The sequence below is a fragment of the Nocardia sp. CA-128927 genome, assembly GCF_050955855.1.
In the GTDB taxonomy this organism is placed as follows: Bacteria; Actinomycetota; Actinomycetes; order Mycobacteriales; family Mycobacteriaceae; genus Nocardia.
Map to the genome: position 1 here is coordinate 9277729 of NZ_CP192087.1, position 22984 is coordinate 9300712.

At 67.4% G+C, this 22984-nt stretch carries 19 protein-coding genes and 1 tRNA gene; 9 read left to right on the forward strand and 11 right to left on the reverse strand.

What is annotated here, in order from left to right; translation table 11 throughout:
• Positions 1 to 44 precede the first annotated feature (44 nt).
• On the reverse strand, positions 45 to 497 hold the full coding sequence (locus ACQPW1_RS43225) for a flavodoxin domain-containing protein (RefSeq protein WP_433659208.1): 453 nt from the start codon (positions 495 to 497) through the stop codon (positions 45 to 47).
• A gap of 657 nt (positions 498 to 1154) precedes the next feature.
• On the opposite strand from ACQPW1_RS43225, the gene ACQPW1_RS43230 reads away from it, so the two are divergent.
• The gene (locus ACQPW1_RS43230) at positions 1155 to 2615 is read left to right on the forward strand and encodes a stealth family protein (protein ID WP_433659210.1); all 1461 of its coding nucleotides are present in this window, start codon (positions 1155 to 1157) and stop codon (positions 2613 to 2615) included.
• Here the strand turns inward: ACQPW1_RS43230 and ACQPW1_RS43235 are convergent.
• Positions 2563 to 3516 carry a phosphodiesterase gene (locus ACQPW1_RS43235; RefSeq protein ID WP_433659212.1) on the reverse strand — a complete coding sequence of 318 codons (954 nt, stop codon included), beginning with the start codon at positions 3514 to 3516 and terminating at the stop codon, positions 2563 to 2565. The genes ACQPW1_RS43230 and ACQPW1_RS43235 overlap by 53 nt on opposite strands.
• A 357-nt stretch (positions 3517 to 3873) precedes the next feature.
• Complete coding sequence (locus ACQPW1_RS43240) at positions 3874 to 4968, reverse strand: glycerol dehydrogenase (protein WP_433659213.1); 1095 nt, start codon at positions 4966 to 4968, stop codon at positions 3874 to 3876.
• Between the two features lie 164 nt (positions 4969 to 5132).
• Between ACQPW1_RS43240 and ACQPW1_RS43245 the strand changes: the two genes are divergently transcribed.
• Positions 5133 to 5747: a peptide deformylase gene (locus ACQPW1_RS43245; protein ID WP_433659215.1), complete on the forward strand. Its 615-nt coding sequence runs from the start codon at positions 5133 to 5135 to the stop codon at positions 5745 to 5747.
• Here the strand turns inward: ACQPW1_RS43245 and ACQPW1_RS43250 are convergent.
• The 4 genes from ACQPW1_RS43250 to ACQPW1_RS43265 form a co-directional block, all read right to left on the reverse strand.
• The gene (locus ACQPW1_RS43250; protein ID WP_433665503.1) at positions 5741 to 6373 is read right to left on the reverse strand and encodes a MazG family protein; all 633 of its coding nucleotides are present in this window, start codon (positions 6371 to 6373) and stop codon (positions 5741 to 5743) included. The genes ACQPW1_RS43245 and ACQPW1_RS43250 overlap by 7 nt on opposite strands.
• A gap of 119 nt (positions 6374 to 6492) precedes the next feature.
• Positions 6493 to 10047, reverse strand: coding sequence for a transcription-repair coupling factor (mfd, locus tag ACQPW1_RS43255; protein WP_433665504.1), 3555 nt, complete (start codon positions 10045 to 10047; stop codon positions 6493 to 6495).
• Positions 10048 to 10309: 262 nt separating this feature from the next.
• Positions 10310 to 10957 carry a TetR family transcriptional regulator gene (locus ACQPW1_RS43260; protein WP_396975032.1) on the reverse strand — a complete coding sequence of 216 codons (648 nt, stop codon included), beginning with the start codon at positions 10955 to 10957 and terminating at the stop codon, positions 10310 to 10312.
• Between the two features lie 182 nt (positions 10958 to 11139).
• Entirely contained in the window at positions 11140 to 11754 is a 615-nt protein-coding gene (locus tag ACQPW1_RS43265) for a TetR/AcrR family transcriptional regulator (protein WP_051187212.1), read from the reverse strand.
• Between the two features lie 262 nt (positions 11755 to 12016).
• Between ACQPW1_RS43265 and ACQPW1_RS43270 the strand changes: the two genes are divergently transcribed.
• The 6 genes from ACQPW1_RS43270 to ACQPW1_RS43295 all read left to right on the forward strand — a co-directional run bounded on the left by ACQPW1_RS43270 (position 12017) and on the right by ACQPW1_RS43295 (position 16836).
• A tRNA-Gln gene (locus ACQPW1_RS43270) sits at positions 12017 to 12087 on the forward strand.
• Between the two features lie 110 nt (positions 12088 to 12197).
• Entirely contained in the window at positions 12198 to 13688 is a 1491-nt protein-coding gene (gene glmU, locus ACQPW1_RS43275) for a bifunctional UDP-N-acetylglucosamine diphosphorylase/glucosamine-1-phosphate N-acetyltransferase GlmU (protein ID WP_433659217.1), read from the forward strand.
• Entirely contained in the window at positions 13685 to 14665 is a 981-nt protein-coding gene (locus ACQPW1_RS43280; protein ID WP_107659278.1) for a ribose-phosphate diphosphokinase, read from the forward strand. Before glmU ends, ACQPW1_RS43280 begins: the two co-directional genes overlap by 4 nt.
• A gap of 98 nt (positions 14666 to 14763) precedes the next feature.
• Entirely contained in the window at positions 14764 to 15024 is a 261-nt protein-coding gene (locus ACQPW1_RS43285; RefSeq protein WP_433659219.1) for a hypothetical protein, read from the forward strand.
• 165 nt (positions 15025 to 15189) lie between these two features.
• The gene (locus ACQPW1_RS43290; RefSeq protein WP_433659221.1) at positions 15190 to 16146 is read left to right on the forward strand and encodes a hypothetical protein; all 957 of its coding nucleotides are present in this window, start codon (positions 15190 to 15192) and stop codon (positions 16144 to 16146) included.
• A 27-nt stretch (positions 16147 to 16173) separates the two neighbouring features.
• Positions 16174 to 16836 (forward strand): DUF2461 domain-containing protein, encoded by a 663-nt coding sequence (locus tag ACQPW1_RS43295; protein ID WP_433659223.1) that lies wholly within the window; start codon positions 16174 to 16176, stop codon positions 16834 to 16836.
• Here ACQPW1_RS43295 and egtD read toward each other — a convergent pair.
• From egtD to egtA, 4 genes are all read right to left on the reverse strand, one after another.
• On the reverse strand, positions 16833 to 17804 hold the full coding sequence (egtD, locus tag ACQPW1_RS43300) for an L-histidine N(alpha)-methyltransferase (protein WP_433659224.1): 972 nt from the start codon (positions 17802 to 17804) through the stop codon (positions 16833 to 16835). The two genes, ACQPW1_RS43295 and egtD, sit on opposite strands and share 4 nt — an antisense overlap.
• Positions 17801 to 18691, reverse strand: coding sequence for a class II glutamine amidotransferase (locus ACQPW1_RS43305; protein ID WP_433659226.1), 891 nt, complete (start codon positions 18689 to 18691; stop codon positions 17801 to 17803). The genes egtD and ACQPW1_RS43305 overlap by 4 nt, the downstream gene beginning before the upstream one ends.
• Before the next feature lie 64 nt (positions 18692 to 18755).
• Positions 18756 to 20102 (reverse strand): ergothioneine biosynthesis protein EgtB, encoded by a 1347-nt coding sequence (gene egtB / locus ACQPW1_RS43310; RefSeq protein ID WP_433659228.1) that lies wholly within the window; start codon positions 20100 to 20102, stop codon positions 18756 to 18758.
• 124 nt (positions 20103 to 20226) lie between these two features.
• Entirely contained in the window at positions 20227 to 21594 is a 1368-nt protein-coding gene (gene egtA / locus ACQPW1_RS43315; RefSeq protein WP_433659230.1) for an ergothioneine biosynthesis glutamate--cysteine ligase EgtA, read from the reverse strand.
• A gap of 204 nt (positions 21595 to 21798) precedes the next feature.
• Here egtA and ACQPW1_RS43320 point away from each other — a divergent pair, with 204 nt between their 5' ends.
• Complete coding sequence (locus ACQPW1_RS43320) at positions 21799 to 22983, forward strand: aminotransferase class V-fold PLP-dependent enzyme (RefSeq protein WP_433659232.1); 1185 nt, start codon at positions 21799 to 21801, stop codon at positions 22981 to 22983.
• Position 22984: the final 1 nt, after the last annotated feature.

A 22984-nucleotide genomic window follows, 5' to 3' on the forward strand; every position in this document is an offset into this window, starting at 1 on the left:
CCGCTGGCGCTGCACCCTATGTCCGGACTGCTCTCAGCCGACTATCAGGCCGAGGCGAGCGCGGGGATGGGCAACGTCGCCGCCCAGTCGCGAGCCATGTCTTTCGCGCGGATTTCGGTCGACGCGTCGTGCCGCGCGTGCTCGCCGACCTGACTGGCGCCGCACTCGATGAGCTTCTCGGCCGCGATCTCGCCGCCGCGGTTGAAGGTGTCGCCGTAGATGGTGTCGCCGAGGCCGAACACGGCGAAACGCAGACCGGTCAGATCGGGTGCGGCCGCGGTGAGTTCGTCGAAGAACGGCTCCGCGGTGGTCGGCAGGTCGCCGTCGCCATAGGTCGAGCAGACGATGACGTGGAAGTCCTGCGCGTCGAGGTCGTCGACGGCGAAATCGCCCATGTCGTAGACCGACACGTCGTGCGAGGAGAGCGCGTCGGCGACGCTGTCCGCGACGGCCTCGGCCGTGCCCATCTCGGATCCGAACAGAATGACGACGCGCACGGCGGTGCACTCCCTTCTCCACAGGTCCATACAAGGTTGGTGAGGCTATCCTAATATGCTAGCCATCCGTCGCCACCCCTTCGTTACCGAAGAGTCGGCCCGGACATGATGCCTGTCACGGCAACTGGCGGCCTGAGCTGCTGCTGGACCGCCCAGATCGGGCCGAGAAGTGGCCATTACCAGGCCATGCGTGGATGTTGCGGCACAAGGGCGGGCCCAGGGGCAGCGGAACGGCAACGGGCGAGACGGAGTGTCCCGATTGACGAAATGTCACCGTCGATGCATCATTCGTACAGTCCCCATTGTTGTCTGGGACATCTTCTCTTTGCCGGCCGATGATTGTCCGGCCCAGCGTGCTGTCTCCCGTGCGCACGCTCGGTCGTAGTCTCGCCCGCGCGCACGGATCCAGCACACCCATTTGACGCTTGTGCGTTCTGCCGTGAGTGAGGTGAAAACGAATGGTTTACCTGTCGTCTACATACCGTGTGATCAATTCGTTCCTGCGCTACGGCATCGTGCCCCACTTCTGAATGCGACCGCGCCGGGCGCGGCACTGCACGGCCGACGTCACGACGTCGGCGGTGAGGCCGCTCGGCTCCGGCGCGGTGCCTAGGTAGTTGGCCCCAACGGAGCACGAACGAATGTGGAGACAAGCTGATGATGGACATGGGGGCAGTAAATCCCGGTGTAGAGATGGTGACCCGGCCGATGGCAGGCAACCTCGTCGTATCGACCTCGATGATCGACGATTTGGGCTATCTGCGCTCCGAGCTCGCGGCGGCCGAGGTGCCGTTCCTGCTGGTCCGCGATCGCGGACAACGGCTCGTACTCGCCGCCGACGCGTCGCATCACCTGATGGTGCGCCGGGTGACGGCCGGTGCGGTCGCGGCCGGTTTCGCGTGTGAAGAGGTGCAGCACAACGTCTTCCGAATCGGACGCGACAGCGACCCGGCGCATCGGGTCGATCTGGAGCTGTGGCAGTACCACGGCGACACGGTCGAGTGCCCGCGCCCGAACGCGTTGACCCGCACCATGTTCGACCTCGCCGATGTCGAGCAGACGCAGGTGCTGCTGTTCGATCGGGCGTGGCCGACCCTGGTGGACATGTTCGCGCCGCAGCCCAGCGACGTGAGCTTCGATATCGACCTGGTGTTCTCCTGGGTGGACGGTTCGGATCCGGAGTTCCGGGCCCGCCGCGCGGGCATGCTCGCGCAGGTGGTCGTCGGCGAGGGTGACGACGCGGACGCGCGCATCCGGCAGATCGACGAGCTGAAATACGCACTGCGGTCGGTGGATAAGAACGCGCCATGGATCCGGCGGATCTTCATCGCCACCGACTCCACCATGCCGGGCTGGCTCGCCGACCATCCCCGGGTGACGGTTGTCCGTGCGGTGGACCACTTTTCGGACACCAGCGGGCTGCCGACGTTCAATTCCCATGCGGTGGAAAGCCAGTTGCAGCACATCGAGGGGCTCAGCGAGCACTTCCTGTACTCCAACGACGACATGTTCTTCGCCCGCCCGGTGCGGCCGTCGATGTTCTTCACCTCGGCAGGCATCAGCCGGTTCATCGAGGCGGACACCAGGATCGGGCCGGGCCGCAACAACGAGCGGCGCAGTGGTTTCGAGAATGCCGCCAGGGTGAACAGGGAACTGCTGGCCGAGCGGTTCGGGCACCTCATCTCCCGCCATCTCGAACACACGCCGGTTCCGTTGCGGCGCAGCGTGTTGCTGGAGATGGAGGACGCGTTCGCGGCCGACTTCGCGCGCACCAGGACCAGCCGGTTCCGTTCCGCCACCGACATTTCCGTCACCAACTCGCTGTATCACTACTACGCGATGCTGACCGGACGTGCGGTGCCGCAGGAGACGGCGAAGGTGCGCTACGTCGACACGACGAGCCACAAGGGGCTCTCGCTGCTGGATGGGATCGCGCGGAAACGCAACGTCGACTTCTTCTGCCTGAACGACGGAAGTTTCCCCGAGATCTCCGAAGCCGATCGGGTGCTTGCGGTTTCGGCGTTCCTGTCGCGCTACTTCCCCGACCCGGCGCCGTGGGAACGACTCAGCGCACCGACTCGTCGTCCGATTCCGGAGTCGTCGCCCGGCGCCGCATGACATGCGGGATGCGCGCGGCGGGCGGGATGACGATCCCCTCCGCCGCGAGTGTCTCGGCCGCTTCGGCCGCGGTCGACGGGGTGCCGACCGTCGCGCCGCGGTCGATCGGGACCACCGAGTGCACCACGGTGTCCGGGTAGATGTGCACGTAGTTGAAGGCCTGCGCGCCGTCCCGGCCGCGCTGGCCGCCCTGCTCGACGCCGAGATCCTGGCTGTAGCAGGTCGCCGAGGCGACCGAGACGGGGATGCCCGCGAACGTCGCGTTGGTGGAGAAGTGCAGGTGCCCGGCCAGGATGGCGCGGACGTCGCTGCCGTCCAGCACGTCGGCCAGCTTGCGCTGGTCGCGCAGCTCGACGGTGACCGCCAGGTCGAGCACGCAGGGCACGGGCGGATGGTGCATGGCCAGGATTGTGCCGAACGGGGCCGGTTCGGACAGCACCGAACGCAGCCAATCCAGCTGTTCGTCGGAGATCTCGCCGTAGTGGTGGCCGGGGACCGAGGTGTCCAGGGCGATGATGCGCAGGCCGTCGATCACATGGACCCGGTCCAGCGGCGCGGTCGAGGCGCGCTCGCCGAGTAGCTTGCGGCGCAGCAGGCTGCGGTCGTCGTGGTTTCCCGCGACCCACACGATGGGCGCCGGCAAACTCCTTGCGAACGGCTCGATCAGAGCCTTGAGCTTGTCGTACGCCGCAGGCTCACCCTTGTCGGTGAGATCGCCGGTGAACACGATCGCGGTCGGCTGGATCCGACTGGCCGCGGCCTGCTCGAGTAGCTGGCGTAATCGCTGGTCCGCGTCGACGTCACCGTATAGCTCGCCGTCGCCGGCAATCACGTGGGTGTCGCTGAAGTGGAACAGCACATGATCCGGTCGCGGGTGCTCCGCGACTCTGCTGATGTGCACCGGACCGAACGTCCTCCCCGGCGGTTTGCCCGCCATTGGCTTCGGATTCCACCGCCAGAATAGCGAAGGACTACTGACAGGTTTCCCGACGGACGGTGACGACATGCTTGCGGGAAGGTGAGGTTTCTATGTCGAAATCCCGCGGAGGTGGTCCGACGTTAACCGGGGCCGGGTTCAGTAGTGACGCGGTTCATAGCTGCGTAGCGGGCCGTAGGGCGCTCGAACCGCTCGCTGCGGTCGGTGCGTTCGAATCGTTACCCGATAAGAAACCGACCTAGCGGTTTCATATCGGGTAGCCGAGTGTGCGTGGCAGATATGGGCTCTCGGTATGCACCGAAGCCATCTGCCAACTCGTGGCTATCGGGCTCGGCCGATGGCGTCGGCGGCACGGATGGCGTCGATCGTCATCGCGACATCGACGACGAAGGGCTCGTTGTGCATCGACTCGGCCGGGGCGGTGGCGCGGGTCGCGATCGCGGACAACGTCGATTCGTCGGCGTCGGCCAGGCCGAGACCGGCGAGGGTGGTGGGCAGGCCGACCTCGAGGCAGAAGTCGAGGACCGTGGCGATCTCGGTGGACGGGGCGCCTTCCAAGACCAACTGGGTGAGCACACCGAAGGCGACCTTCTCGCCGTGCAGAAACGCGTGCGTCTGCGGCGCGGCCGTCAACCCGTTGTGGATGGCGTGGGCGGCGGCCAGTCCCGAGGATTCGAAGCCGAGACCGGACAGCAGGGTGTTGGCCTCGACGATCCGCTCGAGCGCCGGGGTGACGGCGTGCTCGCGCACGGCGGCCAACGCCTGCGACCCATCGGCCAGCAAAGTGTTGTAGCAGAGCTCGGCGAGGGCCGTGGCGCTGCGGGTGGACGCGCCGCCGCGCAGATTGCGCACCTGCGCCGCCGAGCACGTGCGCGCCTCGAACCAGGTGGCGAGCGCGTCGCCCATGCCGGAGGCGAGCAGCCGGGCCGGCGCCTGGGCGATGACGGAGGTGTCCACGAGAACCAGCGCCGGATTGCGGCGCAGCAGTTGCGAAGTCTCGACTTCGCCTGCGTCGGTGTAGATCACGGACAACGCGCTGCACGGAGCATCACTCGACGCGGTCGTCGGACAGCTGATCATCGGCAGCCCGAGATCGTCGGCGACCACCCGCGCCGAATCGAGCACCTTCCCGCCACCCGCGCCCAGCACCGCGGTACTACCGCTGTCCTGCACCCCCGCGGTGATCCTGGCGATCTCCGCCCTGGTGCACTCCCCATTCGAAAGATGCACGGAGTAAGCGATTTTCGCGTCCGTCAACGACCGCTCCCACGCCCCGGTCAACAACCGCTGCGCACTACGCCCCGCCACGATCGTGACCGGCCCCCCGATCCCCAGCCGCGCCATCTCCGCCCCGAGCTGCTCGGTCGCCTCCCGCCCCTGCACGTAATGCCCCGGCGAAGAAAACACACTCAACATCCGAAACCTCCCGATCTGATGTCCGTACCGTCAAACGCTACGCGAGCGGGAACGCGGCGAACGGGACATCTTGCGGCAAAACGAGACTGCGGCCGAATCGAGCTAACATCACGATCATCTCCCGAATCAGCCCTCGCGGCTCTGTGACAAGTAAGAGATGGGCCATGGCAACTCCAACCGAAGGTGACGACGCGTCGAGTCTGCGGATACCGGTCGAGCAGCTGCTCGACCGGTACGGCGACGGTGTCGCTCCCATCGTCCAGTCCGGCGATCCCGTGCTGCGTTCGGTCGCCCGGCAGTACGAGGGTCAGCTCGACAACGAGGTGCTGTCGGCCCTCGTCGAGCTGATGCGGCGAACGATGCACGCGGCTCCCGGCGTCGGATTGGCCGCGCCGCAGATCGGCCTGCCGGTGCAGCTGGCCGTGCTCGAGGACTCGGCCGCGGTCGGCGAGGAGATCGCCTCCACCCGCGAGCGCTATCCCCAGGAATTCCTGGTGATCCTCAACCCGACGTACGCACCCGCGTCACTCCGCACCGCCGATTTCCCCGAGGGCTGTCTGAGCGTCACCGGATACCACGCGATGGTCCGCCGCCACGCCGATGTCACGCTGCGCTACATAGATCTCGGCGGAACATCCCGTCTCGCCGAGTTCACCGGCTGGCCCGCCCGCATCGTGCAGCACGAGACCGACCACCTCAACGGCGTCCTCTACGTCGACAAAGCCGAACCCGGCACACTCACCGAGGTCACGGAAACGCCACCCGTCTCGTCTCAGTGAACCCAGTACTTCCGCCAGTCGTCGCCTGACAGCGGAAGGCGTTCGCCGCGGTCGGTTTCGGCGGCGTCTTCGGTGGCTTGGATGGTGGCGGCGAAGGTGAGGGTGGCTTTGCGGAGGCGTTCTTCGGCGCTGTCGGGGGCGCCGAGGTGGACTATGCGGAGGTCGTCGGGGATGAGGTCGTCGGGGAGGCCGGCCTTGGTGCTGCGGTCGCGGATCTTCTCGGCGAGGGCCAGGGCGGGTTGAGCCATGGCTATGCCGTCGAGGCAGGAGCGGCGGGACTTCTCGGCGGATTTGCGTTCTTCCCAGGCGGTTTCCTGGGCGGCGATCTTCTCTTCGAGGGTGGTGTCGGCGGCGAATTGGGTGTCGCGGAGGTAGGGGCTGCGGTTGACGAGTTTGGCGACCAAGGCGGCGGCTACGTCGTTGACGGTGAATTCGCCTGCGGCCTGGGCGATTCGGGAGTGGAACAGGACCTGGAGCAGGAGGTCGCCGAGTTCTTCCTTGATGGTTTCGGCATCGTTGTGCTGGATGGCGTCGAGGAGTTCGTAGGTTTCCTCGAGCAGGTAGGGGCGCAGCGAATCGTGGGTTTGGGTTACTTCCCAGCCGCCGAAGTTCCAGAGGCGGTCCATGACCTCGACGGCGCCGGTGAGACCGGCGGCCACCACCGCGGTATCGGACGGGGTTCCGTTCGCCCGGCTGGCGGCGGCGTGGCGGGCAGCGCGCAGTGCGGCCTCGTCGCGGTCGGCAGTCATCGCGCGGCCGAGACCTCGGTCGCGGTGGTGAGATCCACTGCGCCCTGGGCTTTTCCGTCCAGGGCGAGGAGCAGGTCGGCGACGAATTGCAGGAGCACCACGTCGCGGACGCGGTTCGCGCCGACGCTGTCTTCGACCCGCGGCAGCGGCAGCGAGATCACGCCGCTGGCGGCGCGATAGCTGGCGCTCGGGTAGATCCGCTTGAGGCGCATCTGTTTCGAGTCGGGCAGGTGCAGCGGGGAGACCTTGAGTGTGGTTCCGGTGACCGCGATCTCGGTGACCTCGTATTCGCGGGCCAGCAGCCGGAGTTTCGCGACCGAGACCAGGCGGCCGACCTCGACCGGCAGCGGACCGTAGCGGTCGACGAGCTCCTCGACGACCGAGGCGAGGCTCGAATCGTCCTGGGCGGAAGCGAGTTTGCGATAACCCTCGAGCCGCAGCCGATCGCTGCCGATGTAGTCGGGCGGGATGTGCGCGTCGACGGGCAGGTCGATGCGCATTTCCTTGGGTTCCTCGGTGGTGATCGGCCTGCCGTCGGCGGCGGCGCGGTAGGCCTCGACGGCCTCGCCGACCAGCCGGACGTAGAGGTCGAAGCCGACGCCCGCGACGTGACCGGACTGCTCGGCGCCGAGCACGTTACCGGCGCCACGGATTTCGAGGTCCTTCATCGCCACGGCCATGCCCGCGCCGAGGTCGGAGTTCTGCGCGATGGTGGCGAGGCGGTCGTAGGCGGTTTCGGTGAGCGGCTTCTCCGGCGGGTACAGGAAGTAGGCGTAGCCGCGTTCCCGGCTGCGGCCCACTCGGCCACGCAACTGGTGCAGCTGGGAAAGGCCAAGGGCGTCAGCGCGTTCCACCAGCAGGGTGTTCGCGTTGGAGATGTCCAGGCCGGTCTCGATGATCGTGGTGCAGACGAGCACGTCGAACTCGCGCTCCCAGAAGCCTTCCACGGTGGATTCGAGCGCGTCCTCGTTCATCTGACCGTGCGCGACGGCGACCCTGGCCTCGGGCACCAGATCGCGAATCCGCTTGGCGGCCTTGTCGATCGAGGACACCCGGTTGTGCACGTAGAAGACCTGACCGTCGCGCAGCAGCTCGCGCCGGATGGCGGCGGTGACCTGCTTGTCGTTGTAGGCGCCGACATAGGTGAGCACCGGATGCCGCTCCTCCGGCGGGGTGAGGATGGTCGACATCTCGCGGATGCCGGCCAGGCTCATCTCCAGGGTGCGCGGAATCGGCGTGGCGGACATGGTCAGTACGTCGACGTGGGTGCGCAGCGCCTTGATGTGTTCCTTGTGTTCGACGCCGAACCGCTGCTCCTCATCGACCACGACCAGCCCGAGGTCCTTCCAGCGCACGCCGGTCTGCAGCAGCCGGTGCGTGCCGACCACGATGTCGACGGTGCCGTCGGCCATCCCCTCCATCACGGCGCGGGCGTCGGCCGGGTCGGTGAACCGGGACAGGCCCTTCACCTTGATCGGGAAGGCGGCGACGCGCTCGGTGAACGTCTGCAGATGTTGCTGCGCGAGCAGGGTTGTCGGCACCAGCACGACGACCTGCTTACCGTCCTGCACCGCCTTGAACGCGGCCCGCACGGCGATCTCGGTCTTGCCGTAGCCGACGTCGCCACACACCACCCGGTCCATCGGGACGGCCTTCTCCATGTCCGACTTCACCTCGGCGATGGCGGTCATCTGGTCGACGGTCTCGGTGAACGGGAACGCGTCCTCCATCTCCTGCTGCCACGGAGTGTCCGGTCCGAACGCGTGCCCGGGCGCCGCCTGGCGCGCGGCGTACAGCTGCACCAGCTCACCGGCGATCTCCCGAACCGCCTTGCGCGCCTTGCGTTTCGTGTTGGACCAGTCGGACCCGCCGAGCTTGGACAGGCTGGGCAGTTCGCCGCCGACGTAGCGGGACAGCTGATCCAGCGACTCCATCGGCACGAACAACCGGTCGCCCGGCTGACCGCGCTTGCCCGGCGCGTATTCGATGACCAGGTACTCGCGCCGCGCGCCACCGATGGTGCGCTCGATCATCTCGACGAATCGACCGATGCCGTGCTGGTCGTGCACCACCATGTCGCCGGCGTTCAACGCCAGCGGGTCGACCTGGTTGCGCCGCTTGGCGGGCAGCCGCTTGCCGTCACCGGGTGCGGCCATCCGGTTGCCGGTGAGATCGGATTCGGCGACGACGACGAGCCCGGCGTCATCGAACACCAGACCGTCGTGCAGCGATCCGCACAGCACACCGACCACACCGTTGCCCGGTTCGGCACCGGGCTCCAGTGCCGTGGCGGGCACGTCGGCGTCGGCCAGTCGTTCCAGAATGCGTTGCGCCGTACCGTGTCCGGCGACGACGACCACGGCGCGGCCGCCGGTCGACACATGTGCGCGCAGCGACGCGAACATGGTCGCGACGAGCTCGTCGGAGCCGCGGGCGGTCGGCCCGGCCAGCACCGGCAGCACCACCTCGGCGGGGATGCCCGAGGTGAGCGGGCTCAGCGTCCACCATGGCAGGCCGCGCTCGTCCGCGCTCGCGTGCACGTCGGGCAGCGCCTGATAGCCGGAAGCGGCCAGGTCCAGGCCGTGCGCACCGAGCGGCGCATCGGCGCCGAAGGAGGCCGCCGTCCAGGACGCCTCCAGGAACTCCTCGCCGGTGCGCACCAGGTCGGCGGCGCGGGTGCGGATCTTCTCCGGATCACAGAGCAGCAGATGGGTGCCCTCGGGCAGCACCTCGGTCAGCAGCCGCAGTTCGCCGGGTTTGAGCACCGGAAGCAGCGCCTCCATGCCGTCCACCGGGACGCCGTTGGCCAGCTTCTCCAGCATCTCGACCAGGGCGGCGTCGGATGCGTAGTCGACCGAGACCTCGGCGGCGCGCTCGCGCACGTCGGCGGTGAGCAGCAGTTCGCGACAGGGCGGCGCGACAACGACATCGACCGACACCTCGGTCAGCGAGCGCTGGTCGGCGACCGCGAAGGGGCGCAGTTCGGTGACCTCGTCGCCCCAGAACTCCACGCGCACCGGATGATCGGCGGTCGGCGGGAAGAGGTCGAGGATGCCGCCGCGCACCGCGAACTCGCCGCGCTTGCCGACCATGTCGACCCGGCTGTAGGCGAATTCGACCAGGCGCGTGAGGAGTTCGTCGAAGTCGAGTTCAGCGCCGACGCGCAGCACGATCGGCTCGATGTCGCCGAGGCTGCCCGCCATCGGCTGCATGAGCGAGCGCACGGTGGTCACCACCACGCGCAGCGGCGCGGGAAAGGACGGGTCTTCGGGATGGGCGAGCCTGCGCAACACCTCGAGCCTGCGTCCGACGGTGTCGGGGCCGGGCGACAACCGCTCGTGCGGCAGGGTTTCCCAGGACGGGAACTGCGCGACCGCCGGGCCGAGCATCTCTTCCAGTTCGACCGTCAGATCGTCCGCGTCGCGCCCGGTCGCGGTGACCACGACCAGCGGCCGTTTCGCCTCGATCGTCGCGGCCACGAACGCCCGCACCCCGGACGGACCGACCAGCTCGACCGAAGACTTGCCGACCAGCTCGGCGACGGTCCGCATCGCGGCATCGGCACCGGCGACCGCCGCAAGTCCCGCAAGCGGTGGACGATGGGTCGGCATCACAACTCCTGAGCTCAAGCCGGGTGTTTCGAGCAGCGAGCAAAGTCTAGCGGCCCGCCTCCCCGCGAATTCAGGCCAGACCTAGGTGCCACACCAGTGACGTTGGCGACCAGCGGCAGGTTGGCTGCAAGCGTTAGCCCGTACCCGACGAGTTACCCATGTGCTGACGAGATCAGTCGTCCCGAACGCAATCGAGAAACGACTACGGCACGTAGCGACGCAGGCGCCGGGCCGCGAACTCGCGGAAGTACGCGAGCTTCTCGCCGGGGACGATCGACGGGAGCAGGAAGTACCAGACGCGTTCCATCCGGGTCGCCATCTGATCGATCGACTCCGTGCCGACCGCGATGATGTGCACGCCCGCGGTCATCTCCTGCAGCAGCATGCCGATCACGTCGGCGTCGAGCTCGGGCTGCAAATCGCCTTGGGCGATAGCCCTTTCGGAGAGCACGCGGTAGGTGTCGCCCCATGTCTTGGCGATGTTGTCGCCCTGGGCGCCGCGGTAGTCACCGATCTGGTGGGTCAGCTTGAGCATCGCGCCGACCATCGGATCGTTCATCGATAGGTCGGCCACGACATAGGTGATGCCGATGCACGCCTCGAGCGCAGGCACTCTGGGATCGAAGAAACCCTGACACGAGCTGACCAGCCGCTCGTTGCCCTGGTCGACCACCGCGCGCGCCAGCTCTTCCTTCGAGCCGAAGTGAAAGTACAAGGCGCCCTTGGTCACATTGGACTGCGCGATGATCTCGCTCAGACTCGCGTTCGCGTAACCCAAGCGCAGAAAGACATCTGCAGCGCCCGCAAGAACGGAGTCGCGGGTGATCTCCGCGCGCGCTTGCCTAGCCATCAGATCCGCCTGTCATCCTAAAAACCAGCCATCCTGAAGTAGACCGACATCACGAAATAGACCGACTTACCGCCCGAACAGCACCCAAAGGATGGGTGAACCGTACCACCAGGCGGGCCCTCGGCAGTCAATTCGAGCATTCGACTGGACCCACTTCGCAATTCGCTGGTTAACAACCTGGGTCACTCCTCGATACCGGCGCGCCACTCCGAGCTGAGATGCGGGTCGGCCTCCAGATGGCTCAGCCCGTTCCAGCACAGATTCACCAAATGCACGGCGACAACCTCTTTCGACGGTTTGCGTTCGTCCAGCCACCAGGTGGCGGCGGTGGCCACCTGGCCGACCAACGCCTGGGCGTAGAGGGTGGCGAGGCTGGTGTCGAAACCGCGGCGCTCGAAATCCCCGGCGAGGATGTGCGCGACCTGGTTCACGGCCTCGTTGAGCAGGCTGGAGTAGCGGCCCTCGGCATTGCCCGCGGGCTGATCGCGGACCAGGATGCGGAAGCCGTCGGTGCGTTCCTCGATGTAGGTCAGCAGCGCGAGCGCGACCTGTTCGAGCCGGACCCTGGACCGATTCTGGGTCAGCGAGGACACGATCATGTCGAGCAGCATCGACATCTCGCGATCGACGACGACCGCGTACAACCCCTCTTTGCCGCCGAAGTGTTCGTACACCACAGGTTTGGAGACCTGGGCCCGCTGCGCGATCTCCTCGATCGAGGTCGCGTCATATCCGCGCTCGGCGAACAGTGCGCGACCGATCTCGATGAGTTGCTGTCGCCGCTGGGTACCGGTCATCCGCGGACGCGACACCTTGGGCGGTTCACTAGTCGACATCAGTCCCGCCTCCCTTCGCCACACGACCGTCCAGTGCCTTAACTGTTCCAGACAGCCGGACAGATTGCGCCGTCAACCCCGGGCGCGCCTCCGATCAAAGCCCGCCCCGACGTTCTCAACGCTCCAACTACCGGCAAGAATCGCGGAGAGGCGGAGGTGTATGCGAGGATCTTTCCCGTGCCGTGGCACAGCGGCGGGTGTTCCCGATCCGCCGATGTGACAATCCGCCGTGGTGTAATGGCAGCACCTCTGATTTTGGTTCAGATAGTTCAGGTTCGAGTCCTGGCGGCGGAGCTCGGCAGCACGATGACTAGCGTTGGCCCGCACATCTGCGCCCAGCACACCAGACCCCAGCACGATGAGCAGAGCCCAGCAGCACGATGACAGGCAGCGTAGGGAGATCCATGCCACAGCAGACCGCCGTCGTCGTTCTCGCAGCCGGTGCCGGGACGCGAATGCGGTCGAAGACCCCCAAAGTGCTGCATTCGCTGGCCGGTCGAAGCATGCTCGCGCACGCGCTGCATGCGGCGAACGAGATCGACCCCGCATACCTGATCACCGTGGTCGGACACGACCGCGAGCAGGTCGGCGCCGCCGTCAACGCGGTGGCCACCGACCTCGGCCGTGAAATCACCCCGGCCATCCAAGAAGAACAGCTCGGCACCGGGCACGCCGTGCAGTGCGCACTGGCCGCGCTGCCCGTCGGTTTCACCGGCGACCTGCTCGTCACCTCCGCCGACGTGCCGCTGCTCGACGGGCACACGTTGTCCGCGCTGCTCGACGAACACCGCAGCTACGCCGAACGGTCCGCAGTGACCGTACTCACCTTCGTGCCCGACGACCCGAACGGCTACGGCCGCATCGTCCGCGACGCCGACGGCCAGGTGTTCGAGATCGTCGAGCACGCCGACGCCACCCCGGCCCAGTCCGCGATCACCGAGGTGAACTCGGGTGTGTACGCGTTCGACGTGAACGTGCTGCGCACCATGATCAGCCGGTTGTCCACCGCCAACGCGCAGCACGAGTTGTATCTGACCGACGTGCTCCGGCTGGCCCGCGAGGCCGGGCATCCGGTGCACGGCGCCCGCCTGGTCGACGCGGCCAAGGTCACCGGCGTGAACGACCGGGTCCAGCTGGCCAACGCGACCAGCAGGCTCAACCGGTACATCCTGGAACGGCACATGCGCGCCGGTGTCACCATCATCGATCCTGCCTCCACCTGGGTCGACGCGAGCGTGCGGATCAGTCGGGACGCCATCCTGCGCCCCGGCGTGCAGCTGCTCGGCGACACCGTGATCGGCGAGGACGCCGAGATCGGGCCGGACAGCACGCTGACCGATGTCGTCGTCGGCGACGGCGCGCGGGTCGTCCGCACGCACGGCGAGGGCGCGATGATCGGCCCCGGCGCGACCATCGGCCCGTTCAGCTACCTACGACCGGGCACCGTGGTCGGCAATTCCGGCAAGCTCGGCGCCTTCGTGGAAACCAAGAACGCCTCGATCGGCGCGCACTCCAAGGTGCCGCATCTGACCTACGTCGGCGACGCCACCATCGGCGAGCACAGCAACATCGGCGCTTCGAGTGTTTTCGTGAACTACGACGGAGTGACCAAGCATCACACCACTGTCGGCTCGCATGTGCGAACGGGAAGCGACACGATGTTTGTCGCACCGGTAACGGTGGGTGACGGCGCGTATACGGCGGCGGGTACTGTACTGCGCAGAAGCGTTCCGCCCGGGGCACTCGCGATTTCCGGCGGGCCGCAGAAGAACATCGAGGGCTGGGTGCAACGCCACCGTCCTGGAACGGCCGCGGCGCGCGCGGCGGCAGAAGCCAACGCCGCCAAAGAGGACTCCGGTCAGGCACACGAGCAAAAGGATGGCAAACAGCAGTGACCGCGTCATGGATCGACAACCAGAAGAACCTGATGCTCTTCTCGGGACGCGCCCACCCTGAGCTGGCCGAGCAGGTCGCCAAGGAACTCGACGTCCACGTCACGCCGCAGACCGCACGCGACTTCGCCAACGGCGAGATCTTCGTCCGGTTCGAGGAGTCGGTCCGCGGCTCCGACGCGTTCGTGCTGCAGAGCTTCCCCGCTCCGCTGAACCAGTGGCTGATGGAACAGCTCATCATGATCGATGCGCTCAAGCGCGGCTCGGCCAAGCGGATCACCGCCGTGCTGCCGTTCTACCCGTACGCCCGCCAGGACAAGAAGCACCGTGGCCGCGAACCGATCTCGGCTCGCCTGGTCGCCGACCTGCTGAAGACCGCGGGCGCGGACCGCATCATCACCGTCGACCTGCACACCGATCAGATCCAGGGCTTCTTCGACGGCCCGGTCGATCACATGCACGCGCAGCTGCAGCTCGCCGAGTACATCCGCACCAACTACACCCTCGACCACATCACCGTGGTCTCCCCCGACTCGGGCCGCGTGCGCGTCGCCGAGAAGTGGGCCGACTCGCTCGGCGGCTCGCCGCTGGCGTTCATCCACAAGACCCGCGACCCGCTGGTGCCCAACCAGATCAAGGCGAACCGCGTGGTCGGCGATGTCGAGGGCCGCACCTGCATCCTGATCGACGACATGATCGACACCGGTGGCACCATCGCCGGCGCGGTCAAGGTGCTCAAGGACGCCGGTGCCGGTGACGTGGTCATCGCCGCGACGCACGGCGTGCTGAGCGACCCGGCCGCGGAGCGGCTGGCCGCCTGCGGCGCCAAGGAGGTCGTGGTCACCAACACGCTGCCGATCACCGAAGAGAAGAAGTTCCCGCAGCTGACGGTGCTGTCCATCGCGCCGCTGCTGGCCCGCACCATCCGCGAGGTCTTCGAGAACGGCTCGGTAACAGGCCTTTTCAACGGCAACGCATAGCTTTACACCGCGAAAGGGCGGCTCGGACTTCGGTCCGGGCCGCCTTTTCTTTGCGCCGGTTCAGTTAGTTATGGCGATACGCGGGGATACTGAGGGGTATGGACCGTGAATCGCTGGACACAGACATGGGAGACGACGACCAAGCCGACGAGATCCGCGCCTACCAGCGCAATATCGAGGATCCGCCGGATGACCTGCGCATTCGCTATCACGAGAACGACGATGACGGCAGGCTCGGCATCGCGGACGAGTTGGCGCAGGAGTCGACCCCGCGCGAGCAGCGCGCCGAGAAGGCCGAGGACGACGAACGGCCCGCCGAGGTGGTGGCCATGGAGATCGTCGACGACACCTCGCTCTGACGCTCGGTCGATGACCGGATGCGCCACCTAGCGCAATCGGCTATGACAGTTCTTCCGTCGTGGTACGCATAACGGACAAGCCGGACGCAGTCCGTCCGCTCATCGCGGACGGCCGCGGTGGCGGAGGTACGCAGAGGTGGCGACCGGACGACACGAGGAGGCGCGATGAGCACGCCACAGGATCCGAAACCCACCGACGGCGTGCCGGAATCAGCAGGCGCGGAGTCTGCGGCGAGCGCGCCCCCTTCGTTGTCGAAAGGTGTTGGTGCGGGCGAACCTTCGAGTGAGCCGTATACCGCGCCACCGCCACCGGCCGGTGAATGGTGGCAGCCGAGCGACGCGCCCGCCGGGCCGTTGGGCGGGCAATCGCAGCCGGTGGAAGCAGGTCCTGCTGGGCCGTCGAGTGAACCGTCGGCTTCTGGTTCGGGGCCTGCCGGGCCGTCCGGCCATCAGCCGTCGAGCGGCCAGCCCTCGCAGAGCGGCGGACCCGCTGGGCCGTCGAGCAATCAACCATCGTGGGGTTCGGGGCCTGCTGGGCCGTCCAGCGGGCAGCCGTCCTGGGACTCGGGACCTGCCGGGCCGCCCGGTAGTCAGCCTTGGTCAGGTGGCGGACCCGCTGGGCCCGCGGGCAGCCAGCCGTCTTGGGGTGCTGATCCGTCGGGTCAGGGGTGGGGTGCGCCGACCGGTCAGCAGCAATGGGGTCCGCAGAGTCAGTCGCAGTACCCGCAGTATCCGGGGAGTGGCCAACCGTTGGATTCGGGTGGCACGCCGCAATATCCGCAGGGCGGGATGTACAACTATCCACCGGCGGGCGGCTACAGCGAACAGCAGCGGCCGCTACCTGGCGGTTATGGCTCTTATCCACAGCAGTCGTACGAGCCGTACACGACTCCCCCGCAGTCGTCCGGCACGCAGGTGTTCTCGATCATCGGATTCGTCTGCGCGGTGGTCGCGGTGTTGTTCTGCCCCATTCTGTTCGGCCCCGCGGGCATCGTGCTCGGCATCGTCGGCCACAACAAGGGCGAGTCGCTCGGCAAATGGGCCGCGATCGCGTCGGGCGTCACCATGATCATCGGCTTCCTGGTGGGGTTCCTTATCTTCAACGGAGACCTGAGAACGTAGATTGCTCTGTATGAGCGAGGCACAGTCATGACCAAGTTCGGCGGCTTTCCGCTGGCGGGGCTGGATTTCTACGAGGATCTCGAGGCCGATAACTCGAAGGCGTTCTGGAGCGCGCACAAGGATGTGTACGAGTCGTCGGTGAAGGCGCCGATGCTCGCGCTCACCGCCGAGCTGGAGCCGGATTTCGGTGCGGCCAAGATCTTCCGGCCGTATCGGGATGTGCGCTTTTCCAAGGACAAGACGCCGTACAAGAATCACCAGGGCGCGTATGTGTCCGTCGCGCCGAGCACCGGTTGGTATGTGCAGGTCGGCGCGGCGGGACTGTATGTCGCGGGCGGTTTCTACGGCGGTTCGTCGGAACAGATCGCCCAGCTGCGCGCCACCATCGATCACGATGTGCGTGGCCCGGAGCTGGAGGCGATTCTGGCGAAGTTGAGCAAAGCGGGTTACACGATCGGCGGCGACCGGCTCAAGACCAAGCCGAAGGGTTACGACGCCGAGCATCCGCGCATCGACCTGCTCCGGCACAAGGCCCTGGTCTGCAACAAGGAACTCGGCGCACCCCCATGGCTGGATAAACCACGGGCCGCCAAGGAGATCCGCACCGCCTGGGAGACGATGCGGCCCCTGGTCGATTGGCTCTCCGCTGTGGTGACCGGAGCGACTACCCGGTCACCACTGCTTGCCTAGTCGCGTGCGGCGAGGACGAGCGCGAAGCGGTTGTCCGGATCGGTCCACACCTGCTCGGTGGTGAACCCGGCGGCGGCGAGTTCCGCGGCCAGACCCTCGACGCGGAACTTGGCCGAGATCTCGGTGCGCATCTGCTCGCCCGCCGCGAACCGCACGGTGAGATCGAGGTCGCGCACCGTGACGGTCATGTCTTCGGTTGCCGCCAAGCGCATTTCGATCCACTCGTGCTCGGCGTCCCACAGCGCGATGTGCTCGAACTTCTCCGGCGCGAAATCGGCGTCGAGCCGAGAGTTCAACACGTGCAGCACATTCCGATTGAACTCGGCGGTGACACCGGCCGCGTCGTCGTAGGCGGGGACCAGCACGGCCGGATCGATGACCAGACCGGCACCGAGCAGCAGCTGCTCACCCGGTTCCAGCACCTCGTAGATGCTGGACAGGAACGCGGCGCGCTCGGCGGGGATCAGGTTGCCGATGGTGCCGCCGAGGAAGGCGATCATCCGGCGGCCGCCGCCGGGCAGGTTGTGCAGGGTGTCGGTGAAATCGCTGACCACCCCGTGCACGGCCAGGCCGGGGAACTCGGCCGCGATCTCGTCCGCCGCGGCCCGCAGCGCCGAGGACGAGACATCCTGCGGGACATAGGTCTTCAGCGGACCCTCGGCGGTCAGCGCGGAGAGCAGCAGCCGGGTCTTGGCGGCCGAGCCCGCACCGAGCTCGACGAGCACCTCGGCCTGTGCGACCCGGGCGATCTCGCCGACCACCCGCTCCAGCAGGGCGCGTTCGGTGCGCGTCGGGTAGTACTCGGGGAGCTCGGTGATCTGCTCGAACAGTTCACTGCCGCGGGCGTCGTAGAACCACTTGGGCGGCAGCCACTTCGGGTCCGCGGTGAGGCCGAGCCTGGCGTCCGCGCGCAATGCCGAGGTGAGGTCGTCGTCGGATAGGTGGATCTCCAGCGTCGGTGCGGTCATCGTGAGGCGCCTTTCGTGCTGTCGGGCAGCGGATCGATGGTGAGCTTTCCTGGACTGGCGACAACCAGGCTGCGGTCGGGGATCGACCGCCAATTCGGGTCGTCGTCATAGGGTTCGGAGGCGAGCACGGCGAAGGTGTCGGTGACCAGCGCCGACAAGGCGTGGTGCACGGTTGTGGCCCAGAGGGTTTCACCGTCGCCGAGCAGGAAGTTGAGGCGGGCGGCCGGTGCGTGTTTCAGCACGCCGGACGCCAGCAGGCCGAGGGCCGTGCCTGGGGAATCGACGAAACCGTCCGGCGACACCGCAGTGAGCAACTGCCGCAACAGCACCCAGAGCGTCGCGGCGTCAGTCGGTGATTCGGCCTCGAGTAGCTGGATCGTCTCGAAGAGTCTGGTCGCGCCGAATCGGGTGGCGGCGTTGTCCAAGTCCGACGACGCCGCGGTGATGACCTTCCGCCAGCTCGGCACCGAGCCGTTGTGGCTGAAGGCCCACTGTGCACTGGTGAACGGCGCGCACGCTGCCCGCTCGACGGGCATGCCGACGGTGGCGGATCGGATCGAGCCGAGCACGGCGGTCGAATGCAGTTGCGTCAGTACCTCTTCCACCGCCGGATCGGTCCAGATGGGGGCGGAGTTGCGGTATCGGCTGGCGATCACGGTGCTGCCTGCCGCGGCACCACCGGGCGGTTCGCCGGTGGCCGACGGGTGCTGAGTGTCGGCCGGCTCGACAGCCCGCCACCACGCGACGCCGAACCCGTCGGCATTGATCGTGCCGCCGCCACGCATGTCTCGCGGTGCCCAGGCCTGAGTTCGTAGCGAATGTGTACCGGCGGTGAGCATCTCACCGACACGCACCGCCGGGCCGACGTAACCGAGGTGTCTGCACATCAGTGCCCGCCTCCCGCCGCCGCGATGCCGAACCGATCAGGCCCCGCGAAAGGAGCCGCCGTGCTCACTCGCCCTCCCCCGGCCGCAGGTCCCTGGCGAGCCGGAAGCCCGAGAAGATCTGCCGTCGGATCGGGTGGTCCCAGTTGCGGAAGGTGCTGCGGCAAGCGACCGGATCGGTGCCGAAGGAGCCGCCGCGCAGGACGCGATAGTCGCCGCCGAAGAAGACCTCGGAGTACTCCTTGTACGGGAAGGCGTGGAAGCCCGGGTACGGATCGAAACCCGATGCGGTCCATTCCCAGACGTCGCCGATCAGCTGGTGCACCCCGGCCGGGGACGCGCCCGCCGGATAGGCACCGACGTCGGCCGGTTCCAGGTGGCGCTGGCCGAGATTCGCGGTGCTGGCGTCGGGTTCGCTGTCGCCCCAAGGGAATCGGCGGACCGCGCCGGTGGCCGGATCATGGCGCGCGGCCTTCTCCCACTCCGCCTCGGTCGGCAGCCGCTTGCCCGCCCAGTTGGCAAACGCCTCGGCCTCGAACCAGCACACGTGCACCACCGGCTGATGCGGGCGCAACGGGGTCAGCACGCTGAAGACGCGCCGCCACCAGTGTCCGGAGATGTCTCGCTCCCAGAACTGCGGCGCGACGAGGCCCGCCTCCTGCCGATGCGCCCAACCACGTTCGGACCACAGCTCGGGACGGTCGTAGCCACCGTCATCGATGAACGCGAGGTACTGCTCGTTGGTCACCGGTGCGGCGTCGATCGCGAAGCCGGGCAACCGAACTCGGTGCGCCGGGCGTTCGTTGTCCAGCGCCCACGGTTCGGTGGACGTGCCCATGGTGAATTCGCCTGCGGGAACGACGACTTCGCCGGTGACGGGAGCCGCCACGGTCGGCACCGCGAGCGCCGTCAATACCGCGGCGCCGGTGCGCAACTGGTGGGTGGACAGCATGGTCTCGTCGTGCTGCTGCTCGTGCTGGGCGATCATGCCGAACGCGAAACCGCCGTCGACCAGCGGCGAGCCGCGTAAGTCGCTGCGGTCCAGCACATCCCACACCTTGTCGCGGACGGTGCCGACGTATCCCCTGGCCTGGGTCGGGTCGAGTAGCGGCAGCGCGGGACGGTTCGAGCGGGCGTGCTTGAACGCGTCGTACAGCTCGTCGATGTCGGCGCGCACCGCCTCGCGGCCGCCGACATCGCGGACCAGCCACAGTTCTTCCTGGTTGCCGATGTGTGCGAGGTCCCACACCAGCGGGCTCATCAGCCGCGAGTGCTGTGCCACCAGTTCGGCTTCGTCGATGCAGTCGGTGAGGGTGAGCGTGCGCTGCCTGGCACGAGTGAGTACCTCGGCGATCTGCTCACGTAGTTGTTCGGTGCCCGCGTTGTCCGTGGCAGGCGGATGCTGAATGGTCACGATGGGTCTCCGGTGCTAGTTCCTGTCGGCTTCGGCGCAGCTGCGTACGCCGGGCCGGATCGGCAATGCAGGCAAGCTCGGCACGCAATACAGCTGCGGCCAAGGCTCACTCGCGGACCGGCGCTCACGAATCCGCTCCGGGACCGCCCGCCCCGGAGTCGGCCGCGGCGGATTCCGCCACGGGTTTATGGCCGCTGCGACATCGCTCGACGGCGGCCTCGATCTCGCGGGCAGCCTCGACGGTCGACGCGTTGGCCGCGGCCAGGCTGAGCAGTTCGACCGCCACCGATCGGATTTCCAGATCGGCCAAGCCATAGCGGGCGGCGTCGAGCCAGTGCCCGGCCAGTGGCGCGGCGATGGCGATCGCCTCGGCCACCACGGTGCGGCTGGACATGAGCGCGTCGAGGACGTGAATCGGGACGGTCCAGCTGTCGCCGGGTTGGGCGTCGATATAGCGGACCTCTAGATACCCGGACGCGCGGACCGGCGGGAACAGCGTGGTCAGGTGATAGTCGAGGTCGTTGCGATCGGGTCGGCGGCCGACCTCGTCGTCCAAGGCACCGGAGAGCCAGTCCGCGAAGGTCGCCCCCGGCGGCGGCGACCAGCCGGTGTCGACACCGTGGCCATTGGTGCGATGACCGTTCGTACCTGGCCCGTCAGTGCCGTCCGGTCTTCGAACGCACAGCAGCGGGACGTCCAGCGCCCATCTGCTGTAGCCGACGATCGGATCCGCCCAGTCCATCAGCGGTGGCCGGGTCCTGGCGTTGTCGAGCCGCAGCCAGGCCCGCATCCGCTGGGAGGCCCACTCGCCTGCCGGGGCGCCACGGAGGGTGGGCGAGCAGGCGAAGGCGGCGAGCATGGCCGGGCCGATGGCGTAGAGCGCGGTCCAGCGGGCGGCGATATCGGCGCGGTCGGCGCCCGCATCGACGCTGACCTGGGTCGCGGCGGTATTGCACATCATGAGTTTGCCGTACGGTCCGATGCCGGCGAAGGTCTGTTCCATCGCGCGATAGCGCGGCAACTGGAGCAGCCGCTTGGGGCGGCGGTCCGCGTCGGCGGCAGCGGAAACGGTGCGGATGGACCGGGATTCGAGAAGTTCCCGCAAGAGGCGGGCATCGTCGCGGAGCGAGGTACTCAGCTGCGCGGCATCAGCGAATGGTGCGCTGGATAGTTCGATCTGACCGCCGGGTTCGATGGTGACCCGGCTGCCCCCGGGTAGTGCCTTTTCCGGCGAATCGGGGGCGATGGACCGTGGTGCGTAAGGTCCGAGGGCATCCGCAAGAGCAGTCAATTGCGGACGCGGGGCGGCCGAGGGGCCTGACGCCTGACACTCACCCTGCACGGTGAGCCATTCGAGCTCGGCGCCGATCAGCATAGGTGGTCCCTGCTTGAAGCAGACACCTCCGATATACGCCTCGGCGGCGGCCCGCGAGTTGAGCTCTCCGTCGTGGATAACCCGACTGACCAGCTCTGATTCCAGCGTGACCGCCATGCCAACCTCCACTTGTGCGTCCGAGATGCTGTGGTTTCGTGTCCGCCGTTGATCTATAACCACCGCGTTGCCGTGCTGTGTTCCGCTCGCGGCGATCCATCCAGAGTAGCGAGCGGTACCGACAAGAAATCGACAAGAATCCGAACTGGGGACCAGCCTGGTACGGACGGACTCCGCCCGGCTATGCCCGTTAAAGTCGGAATCATGCTGGATGAAGAGCGTGTCCGTGCCGACACTCCGGGTTGTGCGGCAGGCGCCGAACCGGGTTCGGTTTTCCTCGACAGTGCCGGGTCGTCCCTGCCGCCGCGGGTAGTCCTCGACACCACCGTCGAGCATCTGCGGCGCGAGGCAGAGGTCGGTGGCTACCGCGCCGCGAACGAACGGCTCGACGATCTCGCCGCGGTGAAGACCGCGATCGGCACGCTCATCAACGCGGCGCCGACCAGCATCGCGTTGAGCGACAGCGCAACTCGTTCGTGGGCCGACTTCTTCTACTCGATTCCGCTGACCGAGGGCGACCGAATCCTGGTCTCCGAGGCCGATTACGCGAGCAATGCCATCGCGGCATTGCAGCGCGCCCGCGCCACCGGGGCCACGGTGCAGACGATCCCGAGCGACGACACCGGGCAGATCGATCTCGACGCGCTGACGAACATGGTCGACGAGCAAGTCAAGCTGGTCTCGATACTGCACGCACCGACCAACGGCGGCCTGGTCAACCCGGCCGCCGAGGCCACCCGGATCGCGCATTCGGTGGGTGCGCTGGTGTTGCTGGACGCCTGCCAGTCGACCGGGCAGCTCGCGATCGATGTGGCCGAGCTCGACGTGGACGCACTCTCGGCCACCGGCCGCAAGTGGCTGCGCGGGCCGCGCGGCACCGGATTCCTTTACGTCCGGCCGGAATTGGCGGAATCCATCGAACCCGGACGACTCGACCTGCACAGCGCGGCGTGGATCGGCCCGGACGAATACCGCCTCGCCCCCGACGCCAGCCGCTTCGAGTTCTGGGAATGCGACGTAGCCGGACGCCTCGGTCTCGGTGCCGCCGTGCAGTACCTGCTCGACCTCGGTCCGGAAAACGTGTACGACGCCATCTCCGCCCGCGCCGAGCACCTGCGCAAGGCGCTACCCGAGATTCCCGGAGTCACGATGCGCGACATCGGCATTCGGCACAGCGGCATCGTGTCCTTCACCGTCGACGGCATCGATGCCATCGCGGTGCGCGATCAGCTTGCCGCGCAACACATCACGGTAACCGTGAGCCACGCCAGCTCCACCCTGCTGGACATGACCGGCCGCGGGTTGCAATCCGTGATCCGCGCCTCGCCGCACTGCTTCGTAACCTTCGACGAACTGGACCGTTTCATCACCGCCGTCGCCGCCCTGTAGT

Coding starts and splice junctions, on each gene's coding strand:
- ACQPW1_RS43230 (WP_433659210.1), top strand. CDS start 1,155: ATGATGGACATGGGGGCAGTAAATCCCGGTGTAGAGATGGTGACCCGG.
- ACQPW1_RS43240 (WP_433659213.1), bottom strand. CDS start 4,968: ATGTTGAGTGTGTTTTCTTCGCCGGGGCATTACGTGCAGGGGCGGGAG.
- ACQPW1_RS43245 (WP_433659215.1), top strand. CDS start 5,133: ATGGCAACTCCAACCGAAGGTGACGACGCGTCGAGTCTGCGGATACCG.
- ACQPW1_RS43250 (WP_433665503.1), bottom strand. CDS start 6,373: ATGGACCGCCTCTGGAACTTCGGCGGCTGGGAAGTAACCCAAACCCAC.
- mfd (WP_433665504.1), bottom strand. CDS start 10,047: ATGCGGACCGTCGCCGAGCTGGTCGGCAAGTCTTCGGTCGAGCTGGTC.
- ACQPW1_RS43260 (WP_396975032.1), bottom strand. CDS start 10,957: ATGGCTAGGCAAGCGCGCGCGGAGATCACCCGCGACTCCGTTCTTGCG.
- ACQPW1_RS43265 (WP_051187212.1), bottom strand. CDS start 11,754: ATGACCGGTACCCAGCGGCGACAGCAACTCATCGAGATCGGTCGCGCA.
- glmU (WP_433659217.1), top strand. CDS start 12,198: ATGCCACAGCAGACCGCCGTCGTCGTTCTCGCAGCCGGTGCCGGGACG.
- ACQPW1_RS43285 (WP_433659219.1), top strand. CDS start 14,764: ATGGACCGTGAATCGCTGGACACAGACATGGGAGACGACGACCAAGCC.
- ACQPW1_RS43290 (WP_433659221.1), top strand. CDS start 15,190: ATGAGCACGCCACAGGATCCGAAACCCACCGACGGCGTGCCGGAATCA.
- ACQPW1_RS43295 (WP_433659223.1), top strand. CDS start 16,174: ATGACCAAGTTCGGCGGCTTTCCGCTGGCGGGGCTGGATTTCTACGAG.
- egtD (WP_433659224.1), bottom strand. CDS start 17,804: ATGACCGCACCGACGCTGGAGATCCACCTATCCGACGACGACCTCACC.
- ACQPW1_RS43305 (WP_433659226.1), bottom strand. CDS start 18,691: ATGTGCAGACACCTCGGTTACGTCGGCCCGGCGGTGCGTGTCGGTGAG.
- egtA (WP_433659230.1), bottom strand. CDS start 21,594: ATGGCGGTCACGCTGGAATCAGAGCTGGTCAGTCGGGTTATCCACGAC.
- ACQPW1_RS43320 (WP_433659232.1), top strand. CDS start 21,799: ATGCTGGATGAAGAGCGTGTCCGTGCCGACACTCCGGGTTGTGCGGCA.